Genomic DNA, 23,025 nt, shown 5'->3' with positions numbered 1-23,025 from the left:
CCGTGCCTCACTTGCTGCCCGCGGGCTTGGCTTCGGGATACTCGATGTCGTGCTGCTGGCCCGTGTAGATGTCGGGGTTCTTGTCGCCCTCCACCTTCAGGATGCCCAGCGAGCCCTTGTGGAACGTGCGGAAGATGCTGTGGTCCACCAGCACGAAGTTGCCCGGCACGTCCGCCTTGAACTCGACCATCGCCGAGCCGCCCGCCGGGATCAGCGTGGTCTGCACGTTCTCCTGGTACTTGCTGCCGCCCTCGGTCCAGACCTTGTCGAAGATCTCGCCGATCACGTGGAAGCTGGAGACCAGGTTCGGCCCGCCATTGCCGACGAACATGCGGATCGTCTCGCCCGCCTTGGCCTTCAGCGCGTTGTCGCCCTGCAGCGCATCCACCGAGCCGTTGAACACCACGTAGGTCGGGTGCTCGTCGATCGCCTTCTCCAGGCTGAAGGGCTGCAGGCCCGGTTCGCCGTACGCGCCTTCGGTGTAGAAGTCGCCCTGCACCACGTAGAACTCCTTGTCGACCGGCGGCAGGCCTTCTTCCGGCTCCACCAGGATCAGGCCGTACATGCCGTTGGCGATGTGCATGCCCACCGGCGCCATCGCGCAGTGGTAGATGTACAGGCCGGGGTTGAGCGCCTTGAACGAGAACTGCGTTTCCTTGCCCGGCAGGGTGAACGTGGCTTCCGCGCCGCCGCCCTGGCCGGTGACGGCGTGCAGGTCGATGTTGTGCGACATGTGCGAGTCGTGGCGGTTCTTCAGCTTGAACTCCACCGTGTCGCCCTTGCGCACGCGGATGAAGCTGCCCGGCACGGTGCCGCCGAACGTCCAGAAGTTGTAGGTCACGCCGTCGGCCATGCGCATGTCCTTCTCGATCATCTCGAGATCGACGACGACGTGGGCGGGCGTCTTGCGCGTCAGCGGCGGCGGCACCATCGGCGGCGCCGTCAGCACGGCGTGGATCGTTTCGCCGGCGGGCGTGATCTTGCCGCCGGGACCGCCTGCGAGGGCGGGGCCGGCGAGCAAGGCGGCGAGGGCACAGGCAAGCAGGGAGGTGTGCAGGCGTTTCATGGCGGTTCCTTGATCGGTCGTCGGTGGGTGTGTGGCCATGGTGGAAATGCGCACGCCCCACGACGTTGATCTGGATCAATCGACGCATGCCGATCGCGCGGATTCGCGCGGGTGCTTGACCAAAGTCAAGCGCGCGACCGCCTGCGACACCTTGTCGCATCTGCACTCCAGGCTGCATCCGGACAATGCGTGCATCCCACGAGGAGCACTGCGCCATGAACCGCAACCTGCTTGCCGTCGCCCTGATCGGCGCGCTCGCCCACACCCCTGCCCACGCGCAGGATGCGCATGCCGGCGCGCACGCCGGCGCGCATGCCGACGCGCTGCCGGTGACCACGCTGGACGATGTCGTCGTGGTCGGCGTGGCGCCCGCGATGGCCACCACCGTCATTACCGATCCCAAGCTGCCGCGCCAGCCGGTGCCGGCCAGCGACGGCGCCGATTACCTGAAGACCATTCCCGGCTTCTCCACGCTGCGCAGCGGCGGCACCAATGGCGATCCGGTGTTGCGCGGCATGTTCGGTTCGCGCATCAACCTGATGACGAACGATGGCGCGATGAGCGGCGCATGCCCTGCGCGCATGGACAACGCGCTGTCCTACATCGCCCCGGAAACCTACGACCGGCTGGTCGTCATCAAGGGGCCGCAGACGGTGCTGTGGGGCGGTGGCGCGTCGGCGGGCACGGTGCGCTTCGAGCGCGAGATTCCCTACTTCGCCGAACCCGGCGTGCAGGCTTCCGGCAGCGTGCTGGCCGGCAGCCACGGCCGCAACGACCAGGTGCTCGACATCAGCGCCGGCACGCCGCGCGGTTATGCGCGCCTGTCGGCCAACCGCTCCGAGGCCGACGACTACGAAGACGGCAACGGCGACCGCGTGCCGTCCGCCTGGAAGAAGTGGAACGCCGACGCCGCCCTCGGCTGGACGCCGGACGAGAACACCGTGCTGGAACTCAGCGCCGGCATCGGCGATGCGCAGGCGCGCTACGCCGGCCGCGGCATGGACGGCGCGCAGTTCCGCCGCGACAGCCTGGGCCTGCGCTTCGAGAAGAAGCACATCGGCGGCGTGCTGGATGCCGTGGTCGCCAACGTCTACCAGAACGACGTGGACCATGTGATGGACAACTACAGCCTGCGCGATCCCGACCCCACCAGCAGCATGCCGATGCCGATGGCCAGCAACGTGGCGCACCGCACGCGCGGCGGCCGCGTCGCCACCACCTGGCAGTCCGGTCGCTGGGAAGTGACCACCGGCCTGGACCTGCGCGACAGTCGGCACAGCCAGCGCAGCGCCAGCGGTCGCGGCGCCTACCTCGCCCTGCCCTGGCAGGTGGACGCGAAGTTCCAGAGCTGGGGCGCGTTCGCCGAATCGCACTGGCACATCACCGACACGCATCACCTGATGAGCGGCGTGCGCCTCGACCGCGCCGAAGCGCAGGACCTGCGCGCGACCACCGGCGGCATGATGCCGATGCCGAACCCCACCGCCGGCATGACGCGCAAGGAATCGCTGCCCAGCGCGTTCGTGCGCTACGAGTACGACCTGGGCGGCCGCTGGGGCGCCTACGCCGGCCTGGGCCACACGCAGCGCATGCCCGACTACTGGGAGCTGTTCTCGCCCACGCGCGGTCCGGTCGGAGCGCCGAATGCCTTCGCCGGCGTGCAGCCCGAGCGCACGACCCAGCTGGATATCGGCCTGCAGTTCAAAGGCGCGAAGATCGATGCGTGGGCATCGCTGTACGCCGGACGCGTGCAGGATTTCATCCTGTTCGACTATTCGGCCGGGATGATGGGCAGCAGCACGCGCGCGCACAACGTGGATGCCGACATCCGCGGCGGCGAAGCCGGTATCGACTGGCGTCCCGCGCAAGGCTGGAAGCTGTCGGGCGCCGCGTCCTACGCCTGGGGCGCCGTGCGCGACACCGGCACGGCGCTGCCACAGATGCCGCCGCTGGAGGCGCGCTTCTCGGTCAGCCATGAACGCGGGCCGTGGTCATGGGGCGCGTTGTGGCGCGTGGCGGCCGCGCAGGAGCGTGTCAGCACCAGCCAGGGCAATATCGTCGGCCGCGATCTCGGGCCGAGCGCGGGCTTCGCGGTGTTCTCCGTCAACAGCGGCTATCGCTTCAACGACCGCCTGCAACTGACCGCCGGCATCGACAACCTGTTCGACCGCGCCTACAGCGAGCACCTCAATCTTGGCGGCAACAGCGCGTTCGGCTACCCGGCCGATCCCGTGCGCATCAACGAACCCGGCCGCACCGCCTGGGTGAAGCTCAACCTGCGCTACTGAGCCGCGCACACGCGATCCCGGCGTATCAGCCGGGATCGTGGGCCTGCCACGTCGCGGACAACCGCCAGCAGCGCCAGAGCGCCTGCAGGCTCACCGCATGGGCGAGCATCAACGCGCCGCCAGCGATGCGTGCGAGCGCGGGCACCAGCGTCGCCGACGCCAGCAGAGCGCACGCGATGACATGCGCGAAGAACGCACGCCGCTTCGCCGTCTCGTCGAACAGGCGCCCCACGCCTGGCACGCGCACGCCGCGTGGTACGCGCTGGCGCAGTGCGATCCAGGTCAGGAAGCCGGTGATCTCCATCGCCATGCCGACCACCAGCAACGGCAGGCCCACGCCGAGCACCAGCGTGCCGGGCACGATCACCGATGCACCCCGCCCTGCGGACAGCACCCCGGCCAGCAGCAATGCCGCACACCCCGACTGCCAGAACGCACGCAGCATCGCGTTGCGCCGGTACGGCGCGCGTGCCTGCAGGACGAACACCGCCACCGCGAACGCCACGAACGGCCACGCCGCGATGCGGACCGCCTCTGCTGGCAGCGCGCCGAGATGGACCGCCGCAACGACACACAGCGTTAGCAGCAATGCCATCTGCCAGGTGCGCGAGGCGGTGGCGGGCGGCGTGCGCGTGCCCTGCAGCATCGGCAGCGTCACTGTGCCGACGGCCGCGAGCAGCCCCAGCGTCCAGCCGATCACACCGAACGCTGCGTGCACATCGACCACGCCCCGCGTCGCCGGCACACGCCAGCCCGTGCGGGCCGCCAGCAGCACCAGGCCCAGCAACATCGTGGCCAGCAACGCGAGCACGGCCAGGCCGATGCCGTCGCGCACGACGCGCAGGCCGCTCCCACGCGCGACGGCCACCAACGCCAGCGATGCGAAGAGCGCCAGCGATCCTCCCAGCAACACGGCCGCCGGCACGGCCAACACATGCGACGAGGTCGCCAGGGTCGCCAGCAGCAAGGCCAGGCCAAGGTTGAACGTGGCGTGCAATGCCGGCACGAGGCGCGTGCAGGGCAACGGACTGCCCGCCGCCACGGGAAGGAACTGCACCAGGCTGCCCAGCATCGCGTTGCCCAGCAGGCCGAGCGCGAACACGTGCACCAGCACGAGCGTCGCCGGCGTCCACCGCGACAGCAGTGCGGCCTCGCCGTGCCAGGCCAACCCGCCGCCCGCCACGACGCCCCACGCCAGCGCGGTGGCCAGGAAGCGCATCGGCACCGACGGCGACGGCGCCTGCGCGAACGCGAGCCCGCTCATGCGGCCTGCGGGGGCTCCAGCGCGTGCCGGTCGGCGACATGGCAGATCGCGATGCACGCACTGCCCGCGTCGGCATCGCGTACGCGATAGGCGAACCCCCACTGATCCAGGATCGGCAGCAACGGCGCCGGATACAGCGGCGTCAGCGCCACCAGCCGCTCGCCGCGCCGCAACGTGCGCAGGCAGTCGAGGATGCGCTCCATCGGCTCGGGGGCCGCGAGCGTGCGCAGGTCCAGGCGCACCAGGGTCAGGGCATGCGCCATGCGTCGGGCTCCTTGGCCTCACGCGTCGATGTGCAATCCAGCGAGACGCCCGCGGCATCGAGCGATTCGCGCACGCAGCAGGCGCACGAAGCGAACGCCTCGGGTAGCCATTCGGTATCGAACGCGGTCTCCATGCTCGTCAGCCCCCCAGCCACAGCAGCCAGCCCCACGGGTCGTGCGCGCGCGCGATGCCGTACACCTGCAGGAAGCACAGCAGCGCAGCGGCGACCAGCGCGGCGCGCGCGCCGTTGCCGCGCGCAGGACGGAAGGCCGCGATGCCGATCGCGACATACGCGATGAGGAACACGAGCTTCGCCAGCAGCCAGCCGTTGGCGAACAGGCCCGCCGGCAGGATCGTCAGCAGCATCATCGCGCCGGTCAGCAACACGGTGTCGATGCTGTAGCTCAGGTAGCGCACGGCCGCGGCGCGTGGCCAGCGCATGCCGGCGAGCAGGGCGAGCGCACGCAGCGCGAACAGCGTGCCGCTGCTCATCGCCGCGCCCATGTGGACCAGCTTGATGTCGGGGTAGAAGGCCATCATGGCGCTCATCCCGGCCGTCCGTCCGCGCGCGGGCGCAGGTAGATGCCGCCGATCCTTGACACCCATGGCGCCAACGCGATCAGCCAACCCATCGCCGCCGCGGCCTGCCACGCCATCGCATCCGGTGCGAGGTCGGCGACGATGCGCATCACCGCGACGATCTGGATCGCGACGAAGGCGAACCACGCCACCGTCGGCATCACCAGCGGGCGTCCCGAATGGCCCTGCGTCACCCGCGTTACCATCGCCACCAGCAGGCTGCCGAAGAAGCCGATGAACATCGCATGCATCGGCGCGCGACCCAGCACGAAGTCATCCGTCGCCAGGAACGTCACGCTCTGCACCACGTACAGCAGGAAGGTGATCGGCAACCAGGCGGTGCCGATGAACAACACCGCCAGCAGCCCCGGCATGCGACCGCGCGGCCACCAGCGATGCACGGCCCAGGCCGTCAGCACCAGCAGCGGCACGTCGGCCAGCCACAGCCACGCGTACGCGTGCATCAGTTCCAGCCCGAGGTGCACCATCAGCAGCGCCCACACCGCGCCCAGCCATGGCAGCGAACGCCACGGCGCGTAGCCCGGCACCACGTTGCCGGCGAAGAACGGGAACATGCGGTGCGCCACCGTCACGTACACCGGCAGCAGCAGGCCGAAACCGCCGAGCTTGATGCTGGCGAACGCCCACGTCGGCGACGCGCCTAGCGCGAAGGCGATGAACATCACCAGCCCCAGCCAGCCCAGCAGCAACCCGGCGAAGCACGAGCGCGCATGCCAGGTCTTCGCCGTGTCGTCGGCCAGCAACCTGCCCAGCGTCAGCAGCGCGGCGCTCCAGCCGGCCAGCGCCATCCACAGGCCGACGGTCAGGCCCGCCTGCCAGCCGGCGACGCCCAGCAACATCGCCAGCTGCCCGCCCATCAGGCCCAGCCCGACCGGCACGTAATGCCAGCGCTTCAGGTCGGCCATGCCCATCCAGCGCGGAAACACCGTCAGCAGGAAGCCGAAGATGAAACTCGGCAGCACCAGGTACTGCATCAGGAACGCATGCAGCCAGCCGGCGTAGATCGGCGTCTCGGGCATCGTCCACACGCCCCAGCGGGTCGCCACCAGCCACACCATCCACCAGAGCATCGCCAGCAATACGTTGCCGGCGCCGACGAAGAACATCAGCCGGTGCGGTGCATGCGCGAGCCATGCAGGCGAGAGCCCGGGCAACGGCGGCGCAGCGCGGGAACGGGGTGGGGGAACGACGTCGATCTTCATGTGGCCAGCGTGCCCGCACCGGCCGGCGACCGCCTTGACGTGGGTCAGGCCGAGCGCAATCCGGTGGGCGGCGTCGCCTTGATCCGGGTCAAGGCCGACCGTGCACCGAGCCCCTACAGTCCTGCCACCCGCGCATGCGCGCCACGTCCGCCACAGGAAGCCCGATGTCCGACCACACCCCGTCCCCCACCGAGCAGCGCCAGCAGGCCATGACCGAGGCCCTGCGCGCCTGGGATCCGGAAGCCGAAGTCAGCCTCGAAACCGGCACCGGCCGCCTGATGGTGATGACCACGCTGCCCACCGAGCGCGTGATCGCCATCCTCAAGGAAGCCGGTGAATATGCCGAAGCCGGTGCAGGCGAACCGCGTGGTCACGCGGCCGGGCAATGCTGTGGTGGTTGCTCGCACTGAGCAGGGGGCCATCCGGAAGCGGTCGCGCCCTCTTGCGCGGTGCGCGTGGTGGGTACCACGAGACGTCGTCCGCATCGGCACGACGAGCCGACGTGGGCCAGCGATCGACGGAACGGCGACATCACGGCATCCGGGGTGACCGGCGAGCCTGTCTACACGCGTGGCATCTCACCGCCTTGGCATCGATGTGGCCCTTCGCCGTTTCGTAGTACCACTTCTGGTCGGCGGCCTTCCAGATCTCCTGCTTGCCGCACGTACGGCAGGAGAACGGGATATCCAGGTAGTACCGCGGCAAGGTGCCGTAGGTATTGATGTGGGTGAGCGCGTTCGGGTCCGCCGCCACGGCGGACGGATGGCCCGCCTGTTGGGATTCGGTCAGTGCCTGGACGCGCTCGGCTTCGAGCAACTCGGCGCGGGTCGGGTCGCGACCGGTGTTGCGGGTCTTCATGGCGATCCGATGGATCCTGCGCCGGCCGTTACCGACCGAACTCCGCCGCGATCGGCTTCGATGCCAGCTTCCATGCGATCCAGCCGAACAGCGCGCCGAACGCGAGCGCAAAGACAACGCACACCACGGCCATCACGACGAAGAACAGCGTCATGTCGGGCGCGCCTTGCGCTTGCGCCGCCGCGAACTGGTCGTGCACGAACGAGAACATCGTGGCTTGGATGGCCAGCCCGGCCACCTGCCAGAGGATGCTGAGGATCATCAGCCCGATGAAGCAAAGCCGGGCCCAGTTGCGGCGCTTCAGCAGGCCGATCGAGACGACCAGCATGACCAGGTTAGCCAGCAGCGCCGCCAGGAAGAACCACTGGAAGTTTTCGAACATGAAGGTCGCGAACGGTGGCAGGCCCGGTTGCCCGGGCGCCGCCTGCATGGCCTGGTCGAACTCCGCGCTGCGCAGGACCGTCTGCAGCATGAGGTTCTGCAGGATCCCGATCAGCGCGCCGAAGCCCGACAGCGCGATGAAGATCCACGCCAGCACGGTGACGAACGTCGAGCGTTGTTTCACTTCAGACATGGCCCCTCCCCGGGCTATCAGGACGGGGTGATCATGAGGCAAGTTTCCGGGCGTGGCCAATCGCGGCCCGCGAGAACAGTCAGGGACGCGAGAAAAAATGGACGCACGCGGCGGCCAGGAGGAGTACCGCCGAGACCAGCAGCAGCCATCGCCACGCGCCGATTTCCTCGGGCGTCAGACCGGTGCCAGGGGCCCGAGGGTCGTAGTGGATGATGACGGTCTCGAGCTTCGGCGGCCTGCGCCACAGCTTGAAGCCGGCCACCTGGATGACGGCGCGATCGTCGACACGCTTGTTGAATTCCTGGCCGCCGACGCTCCAGACGAGCACGTGATCCGTGTCGGTATTGAGGATCCACTCGCCCGGTCCGAATCGCTCGAGGTGCGATTGCGGCGGTACCTCGACCACCCGTGCAGGCACCGAGGGCCACGTCCTCGCCGCTCGCGTGCGCAGGAACTCCAGTGCCGCCCAACCCCCCGTCAGCCCGCCGACGCCAAGCAGGAGTCCGAACGTCGTCATCGTGGGTGTCCCCATGCTTCGTGCAGCGGAAGGTCGATCGAGTACACGAAATCTCCGAACGGTCGTCCTGGGATCGGCATAGGCTCAAGGCGCCGATCGCGAGAGAGCGTACAGCGGTGCCGCAAACAACGCGATGGTCAGGAGGAAGTAGGCGTAGACACGCGGGAACTCCCTGACGCCTGGCACCCGGTCCGTCCAGGCGGCATACGACTCGGGTGTCTGGAGCCTGTCGAACACGCGCCCGTTGAGGAACCGCAGGACGAGGAAACATCCCGCGAAGATCAGCACGAACACCCAGCGAGATACCTCGAGATGCTGCCCCCACAGCGAAAGCGCGAACAGGTTGAACGCCTGGAGCATGGAAAGGATGCTGCAGGCGTCGAAACGCTCATGGCCTTCGGGTGTGATGCGGTAATGCCATCGTTCGAATTCCCCGGCGAACGATGCGTACCAGAGTCCCAGCTTCATGCCACGCGTTCCCTGAGGGTCGGTTTCAATCAATCGGATGACGCGTCCCGTCCCGCTGCCAAGTCAGCGTGCGTGTTGGGCTTCGCTTTTCTCAGCCGAACCTATGGACTGGAGTGCCGCGGGGTCATTGCGCGTCCTGCGGAAATACTCCCGCGCGTGCAAGTCAGGCACACCGGGGACCGTGGTTCCGGTGTACACCCAAACGGTATCCGGCCCCACGAAGTTGAAGGTGGTGGCATCCATGCCTTCGCCGAAGGAGCGCTTGGCCGACCAGACGATCACGCTGTCGTTGCAAAAGAGGACGTTGTAGGCCTTGCGGTCGTCAGAGCCGGTGAACCGCTCGGACCGCCCCGAGACCGGCACCTCGATATCCGGCAAGACTTCATGCAGCTCGCCATCGGAGAACGTAAGCGTGAAGTGCCCTAGCAGCACATCAAGGAACGCGTCGGTCTCAGGCCGAACCTTCGAGTTCTCTCGAAGGAATGCCATCGACATGTCCTTGTCCGACGTCCATGTCCCTGTGAGGTCGTTGTTGCAGGCGCTGGCATGACAGACCGGAGTCAGAATGAGGAGGATGGCTAGCATTTTCTTCATGGGTGCGATTGTTCAGTTCGATGTGGATTTCGTCGCTGGGCCGGATCAGCGCCGCACATACGCGCGAGCCGTCTCGCTCAGCAAAGGGCGCAGCACCCGGTTGAGTTTCACCTGATGGAGATGTTCGAGCATGCAGGTATCGGCGGCGTTCTCCCGATCTCCTCCCGCGTCTACCGCCGCACTCAGATGATCCGCCAGCCGCTGCCATTGTCGCTGCGTCGGCTGCTGCGCTGCCACGAAGGGCAAGAGCGACTGGTAGACGCCTTGGAGGCTCGAGCAGGGGAACGCGTCATCCTCGGTGTCCTTCTCCCACCGCGCCCGGAACTCGGGAAATATGCCGACAAGGTCATCGACAAGATCGGATTGCGTGTAAGTGCTCATGGAATCGTCCTGGTCGAGCGGTCAGCGGTGTTGGGATGAACGGATCAGAGACTCGAGCTCATCGACCGCTGGCATTACGGCTGGGTGGCGTCGTAACCAAAGTGTGCCGAGGTAGTCCGCCAAGGACTGGGTGCCGAGCACGGCGTTGACTGACTCGGTTTTGCTGGCCTGGAGGAGCTCATGGGCGCGGTCCATCACATACTCCGCGACCTCGGCAGGCTCTCCATGCTCGGCTAACCTTTCTTTCTGAATGGCGGAGATGAGTCTGCCCGCGGTCAGCTCGATGGGCGTGCGATGTCTTGGCATATCAGGAAAGGATGACGCGATTCGAGGACCCTAGGAACGTGCACCCAACTTCTCGCGGAATGCATAGCGAACCAGCAACAGCGACAAACCCAGTGCGACCGGAAGCAGAAGGATCCACCAGAGCCTCATGAATCCAGCGGCCGCCCTGCATGCGCCTGTGGGTTCCATAGCTACCCAACACTGCCCGGCCATTGTGGCGGCGCGCACAAAAAGAGGTTCAAGGAAAAGACCGAGCGCGCCGAGTAAGCCGATGGCGGTAAGGACGACAACCAGCAGTCGGGCAATTCTTCTCATGTTTCCTCGAAGCAACGGGTGGACCCCAACCCGGCAAGGGAATTCACCGGTCCACTCCGGCATCCCTTCCGCTGTGCCCGATGTTAAACGTGAAACACCCCATCGGCCCGGGTAAATGTGAGGACATGGGGCGCCAAGTCCCATCGATGGCCTTCGGAATGTGATGTCCCGGGCTCGATGTGAGACAGATCGAGCTACCGAGCTCCATCGATGGCATTCCGAGCCCCGTGCGTGGCATTCGGCGCCCGGTTCTCACACAAGAGAGCCGCGTGCATCCTACGCGGACTTCCTGGCGGCATCCTGGCGCGCGGCCATCAGTGCCAGCCTGGCCCACGTGTTCATGGTGGCGGCGTCGGCGAACACCTCGGGGGGAGCTTGGTAGTACTGGAGCGTGACGGTGTCGCCACCCTTCGGGTAGGAGAAGGGCTTCAAACCGCGGGCAATGAATGTGGGCGCGGTGTTCGCGTTCGCCTTGAAGTAGAGGGTCTCGTCATGCACGGTGGCGATGAAGAGATCATCGCAGTAGATGTATGTGCCACCGAACATCCTGCGATGCCGGAGTTCACCCAGTCCGCAGAGCAGGCCGAGAGTGGTTACGACGAGATCTGATGGTCCTTTCACTGAGGTACCTCCTGCCATGGCAGCTGTCGGTGTCGCGTGGCGATGGTGGTATGAGCGGCTCGACGACGATGCCATCGCCTCACATCGCGTATCCGGCATCGCAATGGCTGCGGATGGTACGCGCGAAACACACGGTCATCGCAAAGTTGAGGACTCGAAGGGACAACGACTGTCCGCGCAGAGCTTCCATCGATGACATTCCAAGCCCCGTGCGCCCGGTTCTCACAAAAGAGAGAGCCGCGTGCGCGGCTCTCGGGCTGCAACCTGCAGCAGGTGGCCCGGCCTCCCCACCCGGAGAGGCCGGTTCCAGGGTCAGGCTTCGCTGGGGTGTGCGACCGGCAGCGGCTCGCGGCGCGGCGCCAGCCACAGGCTGGCCACGAACCACACCAGCGCCAGCGCACCCACGCTGAAGAGCGTGTCGGCCGGCACGCGCATCCACACCAGCATGTCCACGATCGGCTGCTGCATGAACTCTGCCGAGCGTGCGAACCAGTAGCCGTGCTCCAGCGCCGCATTGAGCTGCAGGATGCCCAGCGGCAGCAGGGTCAGCAGCGACATGCCGGCCAGGCCGATGTTGAGCGACCAGAACGCGGTCTTCAGCAGCTTCTCGTTCCACACCACGTCCGGCTTCAGCCCGCGCAGGCAGAACAGCATCAGGCCGATGCCGAGCATGCCGTACACGCCGAACAGCGCGGTGTGGCCATGGTTCGGCGTCAGGTTCAGACCCTGCATGTAGTACAGCGGCAGCGGCGGATTGATCAGGAAGCCGAACAGACCCGCGCCCACCAGGTTCCAGAACGACACCGCGATGAAGAACTGGATCGGCCAGCGGTAGCGCTGCATCCACGGCGTGGCCTTGCCCATCTTCCAGCTGTGGTACGCCTCGAAGCCCACGTAGGCCAGCGGCACCACTTCCAGCGCGGAGAAGCTCGCGCCCAACGCGATCACCGCGGTCGGCGTGCCGGTGAAGTACAGGTGGTGCAGCGTGCCCAGCACGCCACCGGCCATGAACACGATGGTGGCGAACAGCACTGCCACTGTGGCGGTCTTCGTCTGCAGCAGGCCCAGGCGGGTGAACAGGAAGGCGATCACCGCCACCGCGAACACCTCGAAGAAGCCTTCCACCCACAGGTGCACCACCCACCAGCGCCAGTACTCGACCATCGACAGGTGCGTGTGTTCGCCCCACATCAGGCCGGCCGCGTAGAACAGGCCGATCGCCACCGTGGACAGGAACAGCAGGCTGACGATGCTGCGCGATTCGCCGCCGTTGCGGATGGCCGGCCACAGCGCACGGCCCACCAGCACCAGCCACAGGGTCAGGCCGATGAAGAGGAACCACTGCCAGAAGCGGCCCAAGTCGACGTATTCCCAGCCCTGGTGGCCGAACCAGAAGTTGTGCTCCAGGCCGAGCTTCTGCATCACCGCGAACCACTGCCCGGTGAATGCGCCGACCACGATGATGATCAGGCAGGTCCAGAGGAAATTGACGCCGAGGCGCTGGAACTTCGGTTCGTGCCCGGAGATCGCCGGGCCGATGTACAGGCCCATGCCCAGCCATGCGGTCGCGATCCACAGCACCGCGAGTTGGGTATGCCACGTGCGCGTCAGCGAGTACGGCAGGATGTCGGCCAGCGCGAAGCCGTAGGCCTCCTGGCCTTCCACCTGGTAGTGCGCGGTGATCGCGCCCAGCAGGATCTGCACCACGAACAGCGCGATGACCACCCAGAAATATTTCGCGGTGGCGCGCATCGACGGCGTGATCCTGATCTTCGCCAGCGGGTCGCTCTTCGGCAGCACCGGTGCGAGTTCATCGCCGTGGTTGACCGCGTAGTGCCAGCCCAGCAGGCCGACGCCGGCGATCAGGAACAGCACGCTGAAGACCGTCCACAGGAAGGCGCTCGGCGGCGGCGTGTTGCCGACCAGCTCGTCCGCCGGCCAGTTGGCCGTGTAGCTGATGTCCGCACCCGGGCGCTCGGTCACCGACGACCACGCCGCCCACCAGTAGAACGCGGTCAGCTGGCGGCGGTGTTCGGCGTCGGGCACGGTGTCGTTGCGCATGGCATAGGCCTCGCGCAGATCGCCGGTGGCCGGATCGGCGGAGAACAGGCTTTGGTAATGCGCACCGACCACGCCGATCGCATCCGCGCGATCGTTCGACAGCGTGATCGTGCCGGTCGTGGCGTCGTAGGTGTTGGGCCGCATCAGCGCCTGCACGCGCGTGGCGTAGGCGGCCTGGGTGGGCGCGTCGAGCTGCTTGTAGCCTTCCGCGCCGGCTTCGCGCTTGGCCCATCCGTCCAGGATGGCCTCGGCTTCGCGGTGCAGCCAGTCCGCGCCCCAGTCGGGCGCCACGTAGCCACCGTGGCCCCAGATGGAGCCCAACTGCTGGCCACCGATGGACTGCCAGACCTGGCGGCCGGTCTCGATGTCCTGACGGGTGAAGATCACCCGTCCGTCCTCCGCCACGACCCGTTCGGGTACCGGCGGTGCCTGGCGATGCACTTCGCTGCCGACCCATAGCAGGACGGCGAACGACGCAATGAGCAGGGCCGCCAACCCCACCCACAACTTGCGTGTCGAATTCATGATGCGGCTCTCCTCGGGAAACGGCCGCATCATCGGCGCGCCGGCCCGGGGGCTCCATGACGCAGGTCAAGCCGGGGAGGAATTGGTGGTACTGCCACCTGTGGGAGCGACGTGAGTCGCGATCGCCTTTAACTCCGGACGGACAAGCTCGCGACTCACGTCGCTCCCACACCTGCACCCACTTCTCCCTCAATCCCGCAGCACGGCCAGCGCGAGGGCTTCCAGGCGGGGCAGGTCGAGGATCTCGACGTCGCGCTGCTTGATGTGCAGCAGGCCGTCCTGTTCGAAGCGGCGCAGCACGCGGCTGACCGTCTCGGGCGCCTGGCGCAGGTAGTTGGCGATGTCGGTGCGCGCCATCGTCAGCTGGAACCGGCGCGGCGAGAAGCCGCGTGCGGCCAACCGGCGCGAAAGGCCGATCAGGAACGCGGCCATGCGTTCGTCGGCGGTGTTGTCGCGCGCGAACAGCGAAGCCACGCCGATGTCGCGGCTCATCAGCTTGAACAGGTGCGCCTGCAGGTTGGGCAGGCGCGCGGCCAGCATCGCGATCTTCGGGAACGAGAAGCGGCACAGCATCACCGTGTCCAGCGCGATCGCGTTGCACGGGTAGCGGTCGCCGTGGATGGCGTTGAGGCCGATCACTTCGCCCGGCAGGTGGAAGCCGAGCACCTGCTCGTGCCCGTTGCGGTCGATCTGGTAGGTCTTCACCGTGCCGGCGCGCACCGCGGCGATCGCGCCAAACGGGTCGCCTTCGCGGAACACGTGTTCGCCGGCGCGCAGCGGGCCGACGTGTTCGACCAGCACGTGCAGGTCCATCAGGGCGCGTTTGTCCATGCCCTCGGACAGGCAGGCCTGCGAGAACGCGCAGGTGGAGCAGAAGGTCAGCGAATCGCCGTCGTCGGCGACGATGCTCGCATCGGTGCGCGGGAAGACCAGCGGCGAGGTCATGCGGACACTCCCGGGAAGGTCAGACCGTGCGCGAGAAGCGAGGCGTCGAGGCTGCAGCGGTGGGCAGGTAGCGGTCGAAGCACATGGCGATGATACGCAACAGCATGCGCCCACGCGAGGTCGCGCGCAGGCCGTCGCGGTCCAGTTCCACCAGGCCGTCCTCCTGCAGCGGGCGCAGGCGTTGCAGCGCATCGGCGAAATACGTCGCGAAGTCGATCACGTGCCGGCGGCCGAGGTCGCGGTAGTCCAGCGTGCCGTGGCACATCAGTTGCTGGATGACATCGGCGCGGATCACGTCGTCTTCTTCCAGCCGCATGCCGCGCCACACCGGCAGGTGGCCCTGGTCGATGGCTTGTTCCCAACTGCCGAGATCGCGCGGGTTCTGGCTGAAGCTCGGGCCGATGTGGCTGATGGCGCTGACGCCCAGGCCGACCAGGTCGCTTTCGGCATGCGTGGTGTAGCCCATGAAATTGCGGCGCAGGCCACCGCGTCGCTGTGCTTCGGCCAGGCTGTCGCCGGGCAGCGCGAAGTGGTCCATGCCGATGTAGACGTAGCCGGCCTCGCCGAGCTTGTCGATCGCGCATTGCAGCAGGCCGAGTTTCACTTCGGGCGATGGCAGCTCGTCGGCATTGATGCGCTGCTGCGGACGGAACATCGACGGCAGGTGCGCGTAGCTGTAGATCGCCAGCCGGTCCGGCCGCGCCTGCAGGGTGATGTCGAGCGTGCGCGAGAAGCCGGCCAGGCTCTGCTTCGGCAACCCGTAGATCAGGTCGACGTTGACCGACTGCAGGCCGTGCGTACGGCAGGCATCGATGATCGCCAGGGTCTGCTCGACGCTCTGGACGCGGTTGACCGCGCGCTGTACCTCGGGATCGAAGTCCTGCACGCCCAGGCTGGCGCGGTTGAAGCCGGCGGCGGCCAGTTCGCCCACGTCGCGGGGGCTGATGAAGCGCGGATCGAGTTCGATCGAGCAATCCAGCCGCGATGGTGCGGCGAAGGAGAAATGCCGACGCAGCACGTCCATCGCTTCGGCGATCTGCGACGGCGTCAGGAAATTGGGCGTGCCGCCGCCGAAGTGCACCTGCTCCACGTCGCGGTCGCGGTCGAACAAGGCCGAGACCATTGCCACTTCGCGGTACAGCCGCGTCAGGTACGCGGCGCCGCGCGCGGTGTCGCGGGTGATGATGCGGTTGCAGCCGCAGTAGAAGCACGGGCTGGTGCAGAACGGGATGTGCAGGTACAGCGAGAGCGGACGCGGAATCGGGTCGCCATTGCTGATCGCCGCCATGCCGCGCAGGTCGGCTTCGTCGAAGCCGGGCGAGAACTGCGGGGCGGTGGGATACGAGGTGTAGCGCGGCCCCGGCGTGTCGTAGCGCCGCAGCAGGTCGGGGTCGAAGAGGGAGGACAGGCTGGCCATGCGTGCAGGCTAGGCGCGCGTGGCGGGGTTGTCCTTGACATGGGTCAACCGCCTGCGGCGTGGCGTCGCAGTCTTCAGCGGCGTGAAGGCGCGTTGTTTGCCACGATTGGCAAGCGCACAGGGCCGCACTAGGCTGGTGCCCGCCGAGAGGCCAGGGACGAGGAGGCAGGGTGATCGGGTACCACGACGCGGTGGCACGACTGACGGACGGCGCGACCCTGCGCGGCACACAGACGCTCGCGCCCGGCGACGCGCTCGGTCGCGTGCTGGCCGCGGCGATCGTCAGCGACCTGGCGCTGCCGCCCTTCGACAATGCGGCACTGGACGGCGTGGCGCTCGCGACCGGCGGCATGCCGGTGCCGGATGCGCGGGCATGGGAGATCGGTGCGCGTATCGGCGCGGGCGAGGCTGCGCCGCAGGATGACGCGTTGGCGTGGGAGATCATGACCGGCGCCCCGCTACCGGCGCGCGCCGATACGGTCGTTCCCGTGGAACGGATCGAGACGTTGCCTGCGTCGGCCTCGGGCGCATCGCGGATACGCGTGCTGGGCGAGGTGGTGGCTGGCGCGAACATCCGTCGCCGCGGCGAAGACGTGATGCCGGGGCAGGCCGTGTTACCGGCCGGGCACGTGCTCGATGCTGCCTCACTGATGCTGATCGCTGGATTGGGCATCGACCGGATCCCGGTGGCGCGGCGTCCACGCGTGGCGGTGCTGGCGACGGGCCGCGAGATCGTCGCGGCGGGCGAACGGCTGCCACCGGGCGGCATCCACGATGCGACTTCGCCCTATCTCGCGCTCGCCATCGCCGCCGCCGGTGCCGACGTGCAGCGCATCGTGCGCGTGGGCGATGACGTGGCCGCGTTCCAGGCCGCGCTGGATGCCGCCCTCGCCGAGGGCGTCGACCTGGTGCTCAGTACGGGCGCGGTGTCGAAGGGCTGCTACGACTTCGTGCCCGCCTCGCTCGCTGCGCGGGGGGCCAAGATCCTGTTCCACGGCGTGGCGATCCGCCCGGGCAAGCCGGTGCTCGCCGCGCGCCTGCGCGAAGGGCCGCTGTTTGTCGGTCTGCCGGGCAACCCGCTGTCGACGGCGGTGGGGTTCCGCTTCCTTGTCGAACCACTGGTGCGCGCCTGGCTGGGTTTGCCGCCGGAAACGCCGCGCTGGTTGCCGCTCGCCGACGACTGCCGCTCGCGTACCGGGCTGCATGCGCTCTTGCACGGCACGCTGCAGTGCGGCCGCGACGGTCGACTGCGCGCGCACGTGGCGCCGGCGCAGGCCTCGTTCCGCCTGTTGCCGTTCGCGCAGGCAAGCGCATGGATCACGCTGCCGGCCGACGTCGGTGAGGTGGTCGCAGGCACATCGGTGCAGGTGCACGGGTTGAGCCATCTGCAGCCACCCGCGTGGATACCGGCGTGAGCCAGCCATCGCCCGCCTGGCGTGCGGTGCTGCTCGCGGGCGGGCGCTCCTCGCGCATGGGCACGGACAAGGCCTTGCTGCCCTGGGGCGACGGCACGTTGCTGACGCATATGCGCGCGTTGCTGCTCACTGCAGGCGCAAGCGAGGTGATCGTCAGCGGTGATCGCCCGGACATCGGCGGCGTGCCCGACGCGACGCCCGATACCGGACCGATGGGCGCGCTGGCGCAACTCGCCCCGCGCCTGCATGACGGCGCTTGGATCGTGGTCCCCGTGGACATGCCGCTGCTGTCCGCGGACCTGCTGCACGCCTTGCTCGCCGCCGGGGCCGCGTGCGCCTGCGTGGAAGGCCATGCCTTGCCGATGCGGCTGCGGATGGACGACCACCTGCGCGCCGTGATGGAAGACATCGGCCAGCGTTCCGGCCGCGAGCGGTCGCTGCGCGCGCTGCAGCACGGCGTGGAGACGCAGGTACTGCCCGCGGCACGCTGGTCGCAGGCGCTGCGCAACTGCAATACGCCCGAAGACTGGCGCGCGCTCCCGCATCCGGCGCCCTGAATTTCCCTGCCGATGACAGGCGCCGGGGCGGTCATATGAATGTGATAGCCTGCGGCCGCAGCATCGTCGCACCCAGTACCCAACCGCAAGGTAGGCATCATGGAGCAGAGCGAAGGAACAGCCGTTGCGAGCAAGAAACAGGAGCGCACCGCGTTCCTGTTGCTGACGGCGGTCATCTTTCCGCTGGCGGCCGTGCTGATCGTCGCCGGTTACGGCTTCCTGGTGTGGATGTGGCAGCTGCTGTTCTCCGGGCCGCCGACCGGGCCGTGAGCGATGGGCGATATCCGCTCCCCTTCCCGTCGTGCCCTGCTGTTCGGCCGCCTGCCCGCCGAACCGTTGCCCATCGCGTTCCGACCGCCCTGGGCGAAGCCCGAGCCTGAATTCCTTGCCGCCTGCACGCACTGCGATGCCTGCGTGGGGGCGTGTCCCGAGCGGGTACTGATCCGCGGTGCCGACGGCCTGCCGCGCTTCGAGGCGCATGCAGGCGAATGCACGTTCTGTGGCGACTGCGTGGCGGCATGCGACAGCGGCGCGTTCGAGCCTGCGCGCGATCCGCCGTGGACGCTCGTCGCCCAGATCGCCGCCACCTGCCTGTCGGCGCAGGGCGTGGTCTGCGCCAGCTGCGGCGACGTCTGCCCCGCGTCCGCGATCCACGTGGCGCCCGGCGCGCGCGGCGCGGCCAGCGTGGATCTCGAAGCATGCACGGGCTGCGGCGCCTGCGTCGCGCCGTGCCCGGTGGACGCCATCACCCTGCAGCACGCACCCGCCATGGAGGCCGTCGCTTGAACGCACCCGCGCCCGACATTCATATCGCCAGCTTCGTCATCCAGCATCGCGATACCGCCGGCGACGCGTTGGCCGCGATGATTCGCGAACACGCCGACCTCGACCTGGCGCTCGCCGGCGGCACGCGCAGCGTGGTGATCTGCGAATCCGCCGACCGCCATGCGGTGATGGAGCGCGTCGACCAGCTGCAGGCCGTGCCCGGCGTGCTCAACGTGCTGCTGGTCTACCACCACGCCGAGCCGGCGCACGCGCTCGACGAACCGTTGCCTTCGCTGTCCATCCTGTCCGCGACCGGAGAGGCCCATGAGCACACGTCGTGACTTCATCCGCCACAGCGCGCTGGCCACGGCCGCCGCCGCGGCCGGCCTGCCGCTGACCGGCACCGGCAGCAACGTCGTCACCGAAGGCGACCTGACCACGCTGAAGTGGGACAAGGCGCCATGCCGCTACTGCGGCACCGGCTGCGGCGTGAACGTCGCGGTCAAGGACGGGCGCGTGGTGGCCACGCACGGCGACGTGCACGCCGAGGTCAACCGCGGCATCAACTGCGTGAAGGGCTACTTCCTCTCGAAGATCCTGTACGGCGCCGACCGCCTGACCCAGCCGCTGCTGCGGAAGAAGAACGGCGTGTACGCGAAGGACGGCGAGTTCACCACGGTGGAATGGGATGAAGCCTTCGACGTGATGGCGGCGCAGTTCAAGCGCGTCCTCAAGGAGAAGGGCAGCGACGCGATCGGCATGTTCGGCTCGGGGCAGTGGACGATCTTCGAAGGCTATGCGGCCAACAAGCTGATGAAGGCCGGCTTCCGCAGCAACCACATCGACCCGAACGCGCGCCATTGCATGGCCTCGGCGGTGATGGGCTTCATGCGCACCTTCGGCATGGACGAGCCGATGGGCTGCTACGACGACATCGAGGCGGCCGATGCGTTCGTGCTGTGGGGTTCGAACATGGCCGAGATGCACCCGATCCTGTGGACGCGGGTGACCGACCGGCGGTTGTCGCATCCGCACGTGAAGGTGGTGGTGATGTCCACCTTCGAGCACCGCAGCTTCGAACTGGCCGACATCCCGATCATCTTCAAGCCGCAGACCGACCTGGTCATCCTCAACTACATCGCCAACCACATCATCCGCACCGGCAAGGTCAACCAGGACTTCGTCGGCAAGCACACCACCTTCAAGCGCGGCAACGACGACATCGGCTACGGCCTGCGGCCGGAACATCCGCTGGAAGTGAAGGCGAAGAACGCGAAGGATCCCAACGGCGGGCAGCCGATCAGCTATGAGGATTTCGCGCGCTTCGTGGCGCCGTACACGCTGGAGAAGGCCGTCGAGATGACGGGCGCGGAACGCGGTTGGCTGGAGCAGCTGGCCGAGCTGTACGCCGATCCGAAGACCAAGGTGATGTCGTTCTGGACCATGGGCTTCAACCAGCACACGCGCGGCGTGTGGGCCAACAACATGGTCTACAACATCCACCTGCTGACCGGGAAGATCGCCACGCCGGGCAACAGCCCGTTCTCGCTGACCGGGCAACCGTCGGCGTGCGGCACGGCGCGCGAGGTGGGCACGTTCAGCCATCGCCTGCCGGCCGACATGGTGGTAACCAATCCCGAACACCGGAAGCACGCCGAGGAGATCTGGAAACTCCCGCCCGGCACCATCAATCCGAAAGTGGGTTACCACGCCGTCGAACAGAACCGCGCGTTGAAGGACGGCAAGCTCAACGCCTACTGGGTGATGGTCAACAACAACATGCAGGCCGCGGCGAACCTGCGCGAGGAAACCTGGCCGGGCTACCGCAGTCCCGACAATTTCATCGTCGTCTCCGATGCCTATCCCACGGTGACGGCGCAGGCGGCGGACTTGATCCTGCCTGCGGCGATGTGGGTGGAGAAGGAGGGTGCCTACGGCAACGCCGAGCGGCGTACCCAGTTCTGGCACCAGCTGGTGAAGGCGCCGGGAGAAGCGCGATCGGACCTGTGGCAGCTGATGGAATTCTCGAAGCGCTTCACCACCGACGAGTGCTGGCCGGCGGACCTGTTGGCGGCGAACCCGCAGTACAAGGGCAAGACGCTGTTCGACGTGCTCTACCGCAACGGCAACGTGGACCGGTTCCCCAGCGATCAGATCGAACGCGGCTACGCCAACGACGAATCGGCGCTGTTCGGGTTCTATGTGCAGAAGGGCCTGTTCGAGGAGTACGCGGCCTTCGGTCGCGGCCACGGCCACGATCTCGCGCCGTTCGACGACTACCACAAGGCGCGCGGCCTGCGCTGGCCGGTGGTCAAGGGCAAGGAGACGCGCTGGCGCTACCGCGAAGGCGCCGATCCTTACGTCAAGGCGGGGAGCGGCTTCGAGTTCTACGGCAACAAGGACGGGAAGGCGGTGATCTGGGCGCTGCCGTACGAGCCGGCCGCCGAATCGCCCGACGACGAGTTCAACCTGTGGCTGGTCACCGGCCGGGTGCTGGAGCACTGGCACTCGGGTTCGATGACGATGCGCGTGCCCGAGTTGTACAAGGCGTTCCCGGCGGCCGTGGTGTTCATGAATCCGGATGACGCGAAAGAGCGCGGCCTCAAGCGCGGCGACGAGATCATCGTGGCTTCGCGCCGGGGCGAGATGCGCTCGCGGGTGGAAACGCGCGGGCGCAACCGGATGCCGCGCGGCGTCGTGTTCGTGCCGTGGTTCGACGCGGGCCAGCTGATCAACAAGGTCACGCTGGATGCGACCGATCCGATTTCCAAGCAGACCGACTACAAGAAGTGCGCGGTCAAGGTCGTCGCCGCCTAGGAGGCTCGCCATGCAGAACAAGCAGCTATGGATCGCGGTGGCGCTGACAGGGGTGCTGATGGCACTGGTGTTCGTGGCAGGCTGGATGTTCGGCCGGCCGAAGCATGCCGATGCCGTGGCGGACGTTGCGTCAACTCCGGTGGACGCGCGTGCGGTGTTCGTGCCCGGCGGCGGGCAGATCGACGCGATCCGCCGCGGCGTGCCGATCGATCAGGAGGGCCACCCGCCGCCGATGGCCCGCGTGGAGAACGCCGATCTCAAGCGTGCGCGCGCCTATCCGATGCAGCCGCCGACGATTCCGCATGCGATCGACGGCTACCAGATCGACAAGAACAGCAACCGCTGCATGCTGTGCCACGCACGCGCCAACGCGGCCACGTTCCAGGCGCCGCCGGTCAGCGTGACCCACTACATGGATCGCGACGATCAGTTCCTGGCGACGATCTCGCCGCGGCGCTACTTCTGCAACCAGTGCCATGTGGTGCAGACCGATGCGCCGGTGCTGGTGGCGAACCAGTTCCGCGACATCGACAGCGTGCTGTCGTCCCCACCGTCGGCGAAGGAGTAGCCCATGTGGTCACGGACGAAAGCGTGGGTACTGGGACTGTGGCGCACGTTGCGCCTGCCCAGCCGCCACTACAGCCTGGGCTTCCTGACGGTGGCCGGCTTCCTGGCGGGCGTGATCTTCTGGGGCGGCTTCAACACGGCGCTCGAAGCGACCAATACGGAAGCCTTCTGCACCAGCTGCCATGAGATGCGCGACAACGTCTTCGAGGAACTGAAGACCACGATCCACTACAGCAACCGTTCCGGCGTGCGCGCGACCTGCCCCGACTGCCATGTGCCGCACAACTGGACGGACAAGATCGCGCGCAAGATGCAGGCGTCCAAGGAGGTCTGGGGCAAGATCTTCGGCACCATCGACACGCGCGAGAAGTTCCTCGATGAGCGCCTGATCCTGGCCACGCACGAATGGAACCGACTGAAGGCCAACGATTCGTTGGAGTGCCGCAACTGCCACGACTACGACTCGATGGACCTCACCCGGCAGGGATCGCGCGCGGCGCAGGTGCACAAGCTGTGGTTGGGCACCGGCAAGAAGACCTGTATCGATTGCCACAAGGGCGTGGCCCATCATCTGCCTAACATGGACGGCGTGCCGCAAGGCTGAGCGCGCCCTGTCGTGTCCGCATTGCTTGCGACGCGACGAAGTCTCCTATGTAGCG

Annotated in this window: 26 protein-coding genes; 10 read left to right on the top strand and 16 right to left on the bottom strand. The window is 67.5% G+C overall.

Translation table 11 applies throughout. The features are described 5' to 3' along the window. Nucleotides 1–7: 7 nt before the first annotated feature. Entirely contained in the window at nucleotides 8–1,066 is a 1,059-nt protein-coding gene (nirK, locus tag BM365_RS10225) for a copper-containing nitrite reductase (RefSeq protein ID WP_093488867.1), read from the bottom strand. A 215-nt stretch (nucleotides 1,067–1,281) separates the two neighbouring features. Here nirK and BM365_RS10220 point away from each other — a divergent pair, with 215 nt between their 5' ends. Continuing rightward, nucleotides 1,282–3,354, top strand: coding sequence for a TonB-dependent copper receptor (locus BM365_RS10220; protein ID WP_093488865.1), 2,073 nt, complete (start codon nucleotides 1,282–1,284; stop codon nucleotides 3,352–3,354). A 25-nt stretch (nucleotides 3,355–3,379) separates the two neighbouring features. Here BM365_RS10220 and BM365_RS10215 read toward each other — a convergent pair whose 3' ends face one another. From BM365_RS10215 to BM365_RS10200, 5 genes are read right to left on the bottom strand one after another with little or no spacing between them, the layout of a single operon-like run. Then, nucleotides 3,380–4,618, bottom strand: a complete 1,239-nt coding sequence (locus tag BM365_RS10215; protein ID WP_093488863.1) for a hypothetical protein — start codon at nucleotides 4,616–4,618, stop codon at nucleotides 3,380–3,382. After that, entirely contained in the window at nucleotides 4,615–4,881 is a 267-nt protein-coding gene (locus BM365_RS10210; protein WP_093488861.1) for a DUF2249 domain-containing protein, read from the bottom strand. The genes BM365_RS10215 and BM365_RS10210 overlap by 4 nt, the downstream gene beginning before the upstream one ends. Continuing rightward, on the bottom strand, nucleotides 4,866–5,015 hold the full coding sequence (locus BM365_RS18010; RefSeq protein ID WP_158253517.1) for a hypothetical protein: 150 nt from the start codon (nucleotides 5,013–5,015) through the stop codon (nucleotides 4,866–4,868). Before BM365_RS18010 ends, BM365_RS10210 begins: the two co-directional genes overlap by 16 nt. A gap of 5 nt (nucleotides 5,016–5,020) precedes the next feature. Next, the gene (locus BM365_RS10205; RefSeq protein ID WP_343124173.1) at nucleotides 5,021–5,431 is read right to left on the bottom strand and encodes a SirB2 family protein; all 411 of its coding nucleotides are present in this window, start codon (nucleotides 5,429–5,431) and stop codon (nucleotides 5,021–5,023) included. Continuing rightward, on the bottom strand, nucleotides 5,428–6,684 hold the full coding sequence (locus BM365_RS10200) for an NnrS family protein (RefSeq protein ID WP_093488859.1): 1,257 nt from the start codon (nucleotides 6,682–6,684) through the stop codon (nucleotides 5,428–5,430). Before BM365_RS10200 ends, BM365_RS10205 begins: the two co-directional genes overlap by 4 nt. Before the next feature lie 164 nt (nucleotides 6,685–6,848). Here BM365_RS10200 and BM365_RS10195 point away from each other — a divergent pair, with 164 nt between their 5' ends. Then, nucleotides 6,849–7,094 (top strand): hypothetical protein, encoded by a 246-nt coding sequence (locus tag BM365_RS10195; protein WP_093488857.1) that lies wholly within the window; start codon nucleotides 6,849–6,851, stop codon nucleotides 7,092–7,094. A 121-nt stretch (nucleotides 7,095–7,215) separates the two neighbouring features. Here BM365_RS10195 and BM365_RS10190 read toward each other — a convergent pair whose 3' ends face one another. The 10 genes from BM365_RS10190 to hemN all read right to left on the bottom strand — a co-directional run bounded on the left by BM365_RS10190 (nucleotide 7,216) and on the right by hemN (nucleotide 16,245). Beyond that, nucleotides 7,216–7,542 carry a zinc-ribbon domain containing protein gene (locus BM365_RS10190; RefSeq protein WP_093488855.1) on the bottom strand — a complete coding sequence of 109 codons (327 nt, stop codon included), beginning with the start codon at nucleotides 7,540–7,542 and terminating at the stop codon, nucleotides 7,216–7,218. Nucleotides 7,543–7,570: 28 nt separating this feature from the next. Further along, the gene (locus BM365_RS10185; protein ID WP_093488852.1) at nucleotides 7,571–8,116 is read right to left on the bottom strand and encodes a hypothetical protein; all 546 of its coding nucleotides are present in this window, start codon (nucleotides 8,114–8,116) and stop codon (nucleotides 7,571–7,573) included. Nucleotides 8,117–8,195: 79 nt separating this feature from the next. Further along, entirely contained in the window at nucleotides 8,196–8,633 is a 438-nt protein-coding gene (locus tag BM365_RS10180; RefSeq protein ID WP_093488850.1) for a hypothetical protein, read from the bottom strand. A gap of 84 nt (nucleotides 8,634–8,717) precedes the next feature. Beyond that, on the bottom strand, nucleotides 8,718–9,101 hold the full coding sequence (locus BM365_RS10175; protein WP_093488848.1) for a hypothetical protein: 384 nt from the start codon (nucleotides 9,099–9,101) through the stop codon (nucleotides 8,718–8,720). A 63-nt stretch (nucleotides 9,102–9,164) separates the two neighbouring features. Then, entirely contained in the window at nucleotides 9,165–9,695 is a 531-nt protein-coding gene (locus tag BM365_RS10170; protein ID WP_093488846.1) for a hypothetical protein, read from the bottom strand. Nucleotides 9,696–9,740: 45 nt separating this feature from the next. After that, a complete protein-coding gene (locus tag BM365_RS10165; RefSeq protein ID WP_093488844.1) occupies nucleotides 9,741–10,076 on the bottom strand; it encodes a hypothetical protein in 336 nt (111 codons plus the stop codon). Between the two features lie 876 nt (nucleotides 10,077–10,952). Further along, entirely contained in the window at nucleotides 10,953–11,297 is a 345-nt protein-coding gene (locus BM365_RS10155; RefSeq protein WP_175502064.1) for a TfoX/Sxy family protein, read from the bottom strand. Nucleotides 11,298–11,609: 312 nt separating this feature from the next. Next, a complete protein-coding gene (locus BM365_RS10150) occupies nucleotides 11,610–13,883 on the bottom strand; it encodes a nitric-oxide reductase large subunit (protein WP_093489649.1) in 2,274 nt (757 codons plus the stop codon). Nucleotides 13,884–14,072: 189 nt separating this feature from the next. After that, on the bottom strand, nucleotides 14,073–14,828 hold the full coding sequence (locus BM365_RS10145; RefSeq protein WP_093488838.1) for a helix-turn-helix domain-containing protein: 756 nt from the start codon (nucleotides 14,826–14,828) through the stop codon (nucleotides 14,073–14,075). A gap of 19 nt (nucleotides 14,829–14,847) precedes the next feature. Continuing rightward, nucleotides 14,848–16,245: an oxygen-independent coproporphyrinogen III oxidase gene (gene hemN / locus BM365_RS10140; RefSeq protein WP_093488836.1), complete on the bottom strand. Its 1,398-nt coding sequence runs from the start codon at nucleotides 16,243–16,245 to the stop codon at nucleotides 14,848–14,850. A gap of 170 nt (nucleotides 16,246–16,415) precedes the next feature. On the opposite strand from hemN, the gene BM365_RS10135 reads away from it, so the two are divergent. From BM365_RS10135 to BM365_RS10100, 8 genes are all read left to right on the top strand, one after another. Then, nucleotides 16,416–17,660, top strand: coding sequence for a molybdopterin molybdotransferase MoeA (locus tag BM365_RS10135; protein ID WP_093488834.1), 1,245 nt, complete (start codon nucleotides 16,416–16,418; stop codon nucleotides 17,658–17,660). Then, a complete protein-coding gene (locus tag BM365_RS10130) occupies nucleotides 17,657–18,217 on the top strand; it encodes a molybdenum cofactor guanylyltransferase (protein ID WP_233210898.1) in 561 nt (186 codons plus the stop codon). Before BM365_RS10135 ends, BM365_RS10130 begins: the two co-directional genes overlap by 4 nt. Nucleotides 18,218–18,316: 99 nt before the next feature. Then, nucleotides 18,317–18,487: a periplasmic nitrate reductase, NapE protein gene (locus BM365_RS10125; RefSeq protein ID WP_093488832.1), complete on the top strand. Its 171-nt coding sequence runs from the start codon at nucleotides 18,317–18,319 to the stop codon at nucleotides 18,485–18,487. Between the two features lie 3 nt (nucleotides 18,488–18,490). Beyond that, entirely contained in the window at nucleotides 18,491–19,003 is a 513-nt protein-coding gene (gene napF, locus BM365_RS10120; protein WP_093488830.1) for a ferredoxin-type protein NapF, read from the top strand. Further along, the gene (locus tag BM365_RS10115) at nucleotides 19,000–19,323 is read left to right on the top strand and encodes a chaperone NapD (protein WP_093488828.1); all 324 of its coding nucleotides are present in this window, start codon (nucleotides 19,000–19,002) and stop codon (nucleotides 19,321–19,323) included. The genes napF and BM365_RS10115 overlap by 4 nt, the downstream gene beginning before the upstream one ends. Continuing rightward, a complete protein-coding gene (gene napA / locus BM365_RS10110) occupies nucleotides 19,307–21,799 on the top strand; it encodes a periplasmic nitrate reductase subunit alpha (RefSeq protein WP_093488826.1) in 2,493 nt (830 codons plus the stop codon). Before BM365_RS10115 ends, napA begins: the two co-directional genes overlap by 17 nt. A 10-nt stretch (nucleotides 21,800–21,809) precedes the next feature. Further along, a complete protein-coding gene (locus BM365_RS10105) occupies nucleotides 21,810–22,367 on the top strand; it encodes a nitrate reductase cytochrome c-type subunit (RefSeq protein WP_093488824.1) in 558 nt (185 codons plus the stop codon). Nucleotides 22,368–22,370: 3 nt separating this feature from the next. Continuing rightward, nucleotides 22,371–22,970 (top strand): NapC/NirT family cytochrome c, encoded by a 600-nt coding sequence (locus tag BM365_RS10100; protein WP_093488822.1) that lies wholly within the window; start codon nucleotides 22,371–22,373, stop codon nucleotides 22,968–22,970. Nucleotides 22,971–23,025 lie beyond the last annotated feature (55 nt).

The organism is Pseudoxanthomonas sp. YR558 (genome assembly GCF_900116385.1).
In the GTDB taxonomy this organism is placed as follows: domain Bacteria; phylum Pseudomonadota; class Gammaproteobacteria; order Xanthomonadales; family Xanthomonadaceae; genus Pseudoxanthomonas_A.
This window is presented reverse-complemented; position numbering and strand designations above follow the sequence as displayed.

Excerpts from the sequence above, each read along its gene's own strand:
- nirK (WP_093488867.1), bottom strand. The coding sequence starts at position 1,066 with ATGAAACGCCTGCACACCTCCCTGCTTGCCTGTGCCCTCGCCGCCTTG.
- BM365_RS10220 (WP_093488865.1), top strand. The coding sequence starts at position 1,282 with ATGAACCGCAACCTGCTTGCCGTCGCCCTGATCGGCGCGCTCGCCCAC.
- BM365_RS10215 (WP_093488863.1), bottom strand. The coding sequence starts at position 4,618 with ATGAGCGGGCTCGCGTTCGCGCAGGCGCCGTCGCCGTCGGTGCCGATG.
- BM365_RS10210 (WP_093488861.1), bottom strand. The coding sequence starts at position 4,881 with ATGGCGCATGCCCTGACCCTGGTGCGCCTGGACCTGCGCACGCTCGCG.
- BM365_RS18010 (WP_158253517.1), bottom strand. The coding sequence starts at position 5,015 with ATGGAGACCGCGTTCGATACCGAATGGCTACCCGAGGCGTTCGCTTCG.
- BM365_RS10205 (WP_343124173.1), bottom strand. The coding sequence starts at position 5,431 with ATGAGCGCCATGATGGCCTTCTACCCCGACATCAAGCTGGTCCACATG.
- BM365_RS10200 (WP_093488859.1), bottom strand. The coding sequence starts at position 6,684 with ATGAAGATCGACGTCGTTCCCCCACCCCGTTCCCGCGCTGCGCCGCCG.
- BM365_RS10195 (WP_093488857.1), top strand. The coding sequence starts at position 6,849 with ATGTCCGACCACACCCCGTCCCCCACCGAGCAGCGCCAGCAGGCCATG.
- BM365_RS10190 (WP_093488855.1), bottom strand. The coding sequence starts at position 7,542 with ATGAAGACCCGCAACACCGGTCGCGACCCGACCCGCGCCGAGTTGCTC.
- BM365_RS10185 (WP_093488852.1), bottom strand. The coding sequence starts at position 8,116 with ATGTCTGAAGTGAAACAACGCTCGACGTTCGTCACCGTGCTGGCGTGG.
- BM365_RS10180 (WP_093488850.1), bottom strand. The coding sequence starts at position 8,633 with ATGACGACGTTCGGACTCCTGCTTGGCGTCGGCGGGCTGACGGGGGGT.
- BM365_RS10175 (WP_093488848.1), bottom strand. The coding sequence starts at position 9,101 with ATGAAGCTGGGACTCTGGTACGCATCGTTCGCCGGGGAATTCGAACGA.
- BM365_RS10170 (WP_093488846.1), bottom strand. The coding sequence starts at position 9,695 with ATGAAGAAAATGCTAGCCATCCTCCTCATTCTGACTCCGGTCTGTCAT.
- BM365_RS10165 (WP_093488844.1), bottom strand. The coding sequence starts at position 10,076 with ATGAGCACTTACACGCAATCCGATCTTGTCGATGACCTTGTCGGCATA.
- BM365_RS10150 (WP_093489649.1), bottom strand. The coding sequence starts at position 13,883 with ATGAATTCGACACGCAAGTTGTGGGTGGGGTTGGCGGCCCTGCTCATT.
- BM365_RS10145 (WP_093488838.1), bottom strand. The coding sequence starts at position 14,828 with ATGACCTCGCCGCTGGTCTTCCCGCGCACCGATGCGAGCATCGTCGCC.
- hemN (WP_093488836.1), bottom strand. The coding sequence starts at position 16,245 with ATGGCCAGCCTGTCCTCCCTCTTCGACCCCGACCTGCTGCGGCGCTAC.
- BM365_RS10125 (WP_093488832.1), top strand. The coding sequence starts at position 18,317 with ATGGAGCAGAGCGAAGGAACAGCCGTTGCGAGCAAGAAACAGGAGCGC.
- napF (WP_093488830.1), top strand. The coding sequence starts at position 18,491 with ATGGGCGATATCCGCTCCCCTTCCCGTCGTGCCCTGCTGTTCGGCCGC.
- napA (WP_093488826.1), top strand. The coding sequence starts at position 19,307 with ATGAGCACACGTCGTGACTTCATCCGCCACAGCGCGCTGGCCACGGCC.
- BM365_RS10105 (WP_093488824.1), top strand. The coding sequence starts at position 21,810 with ATGCAGAACAAGCAGCTATGGATCGCGGTGGCGCTGACAGGGGTGCTG.
- BM365_RS10100 (WP_093488822.1), top strand. The coding sequence starts at position 22,371 with ATGTGGTCACGGACGAAAGCGTGGGTACTGGGACTGTGGCGCACGTTG.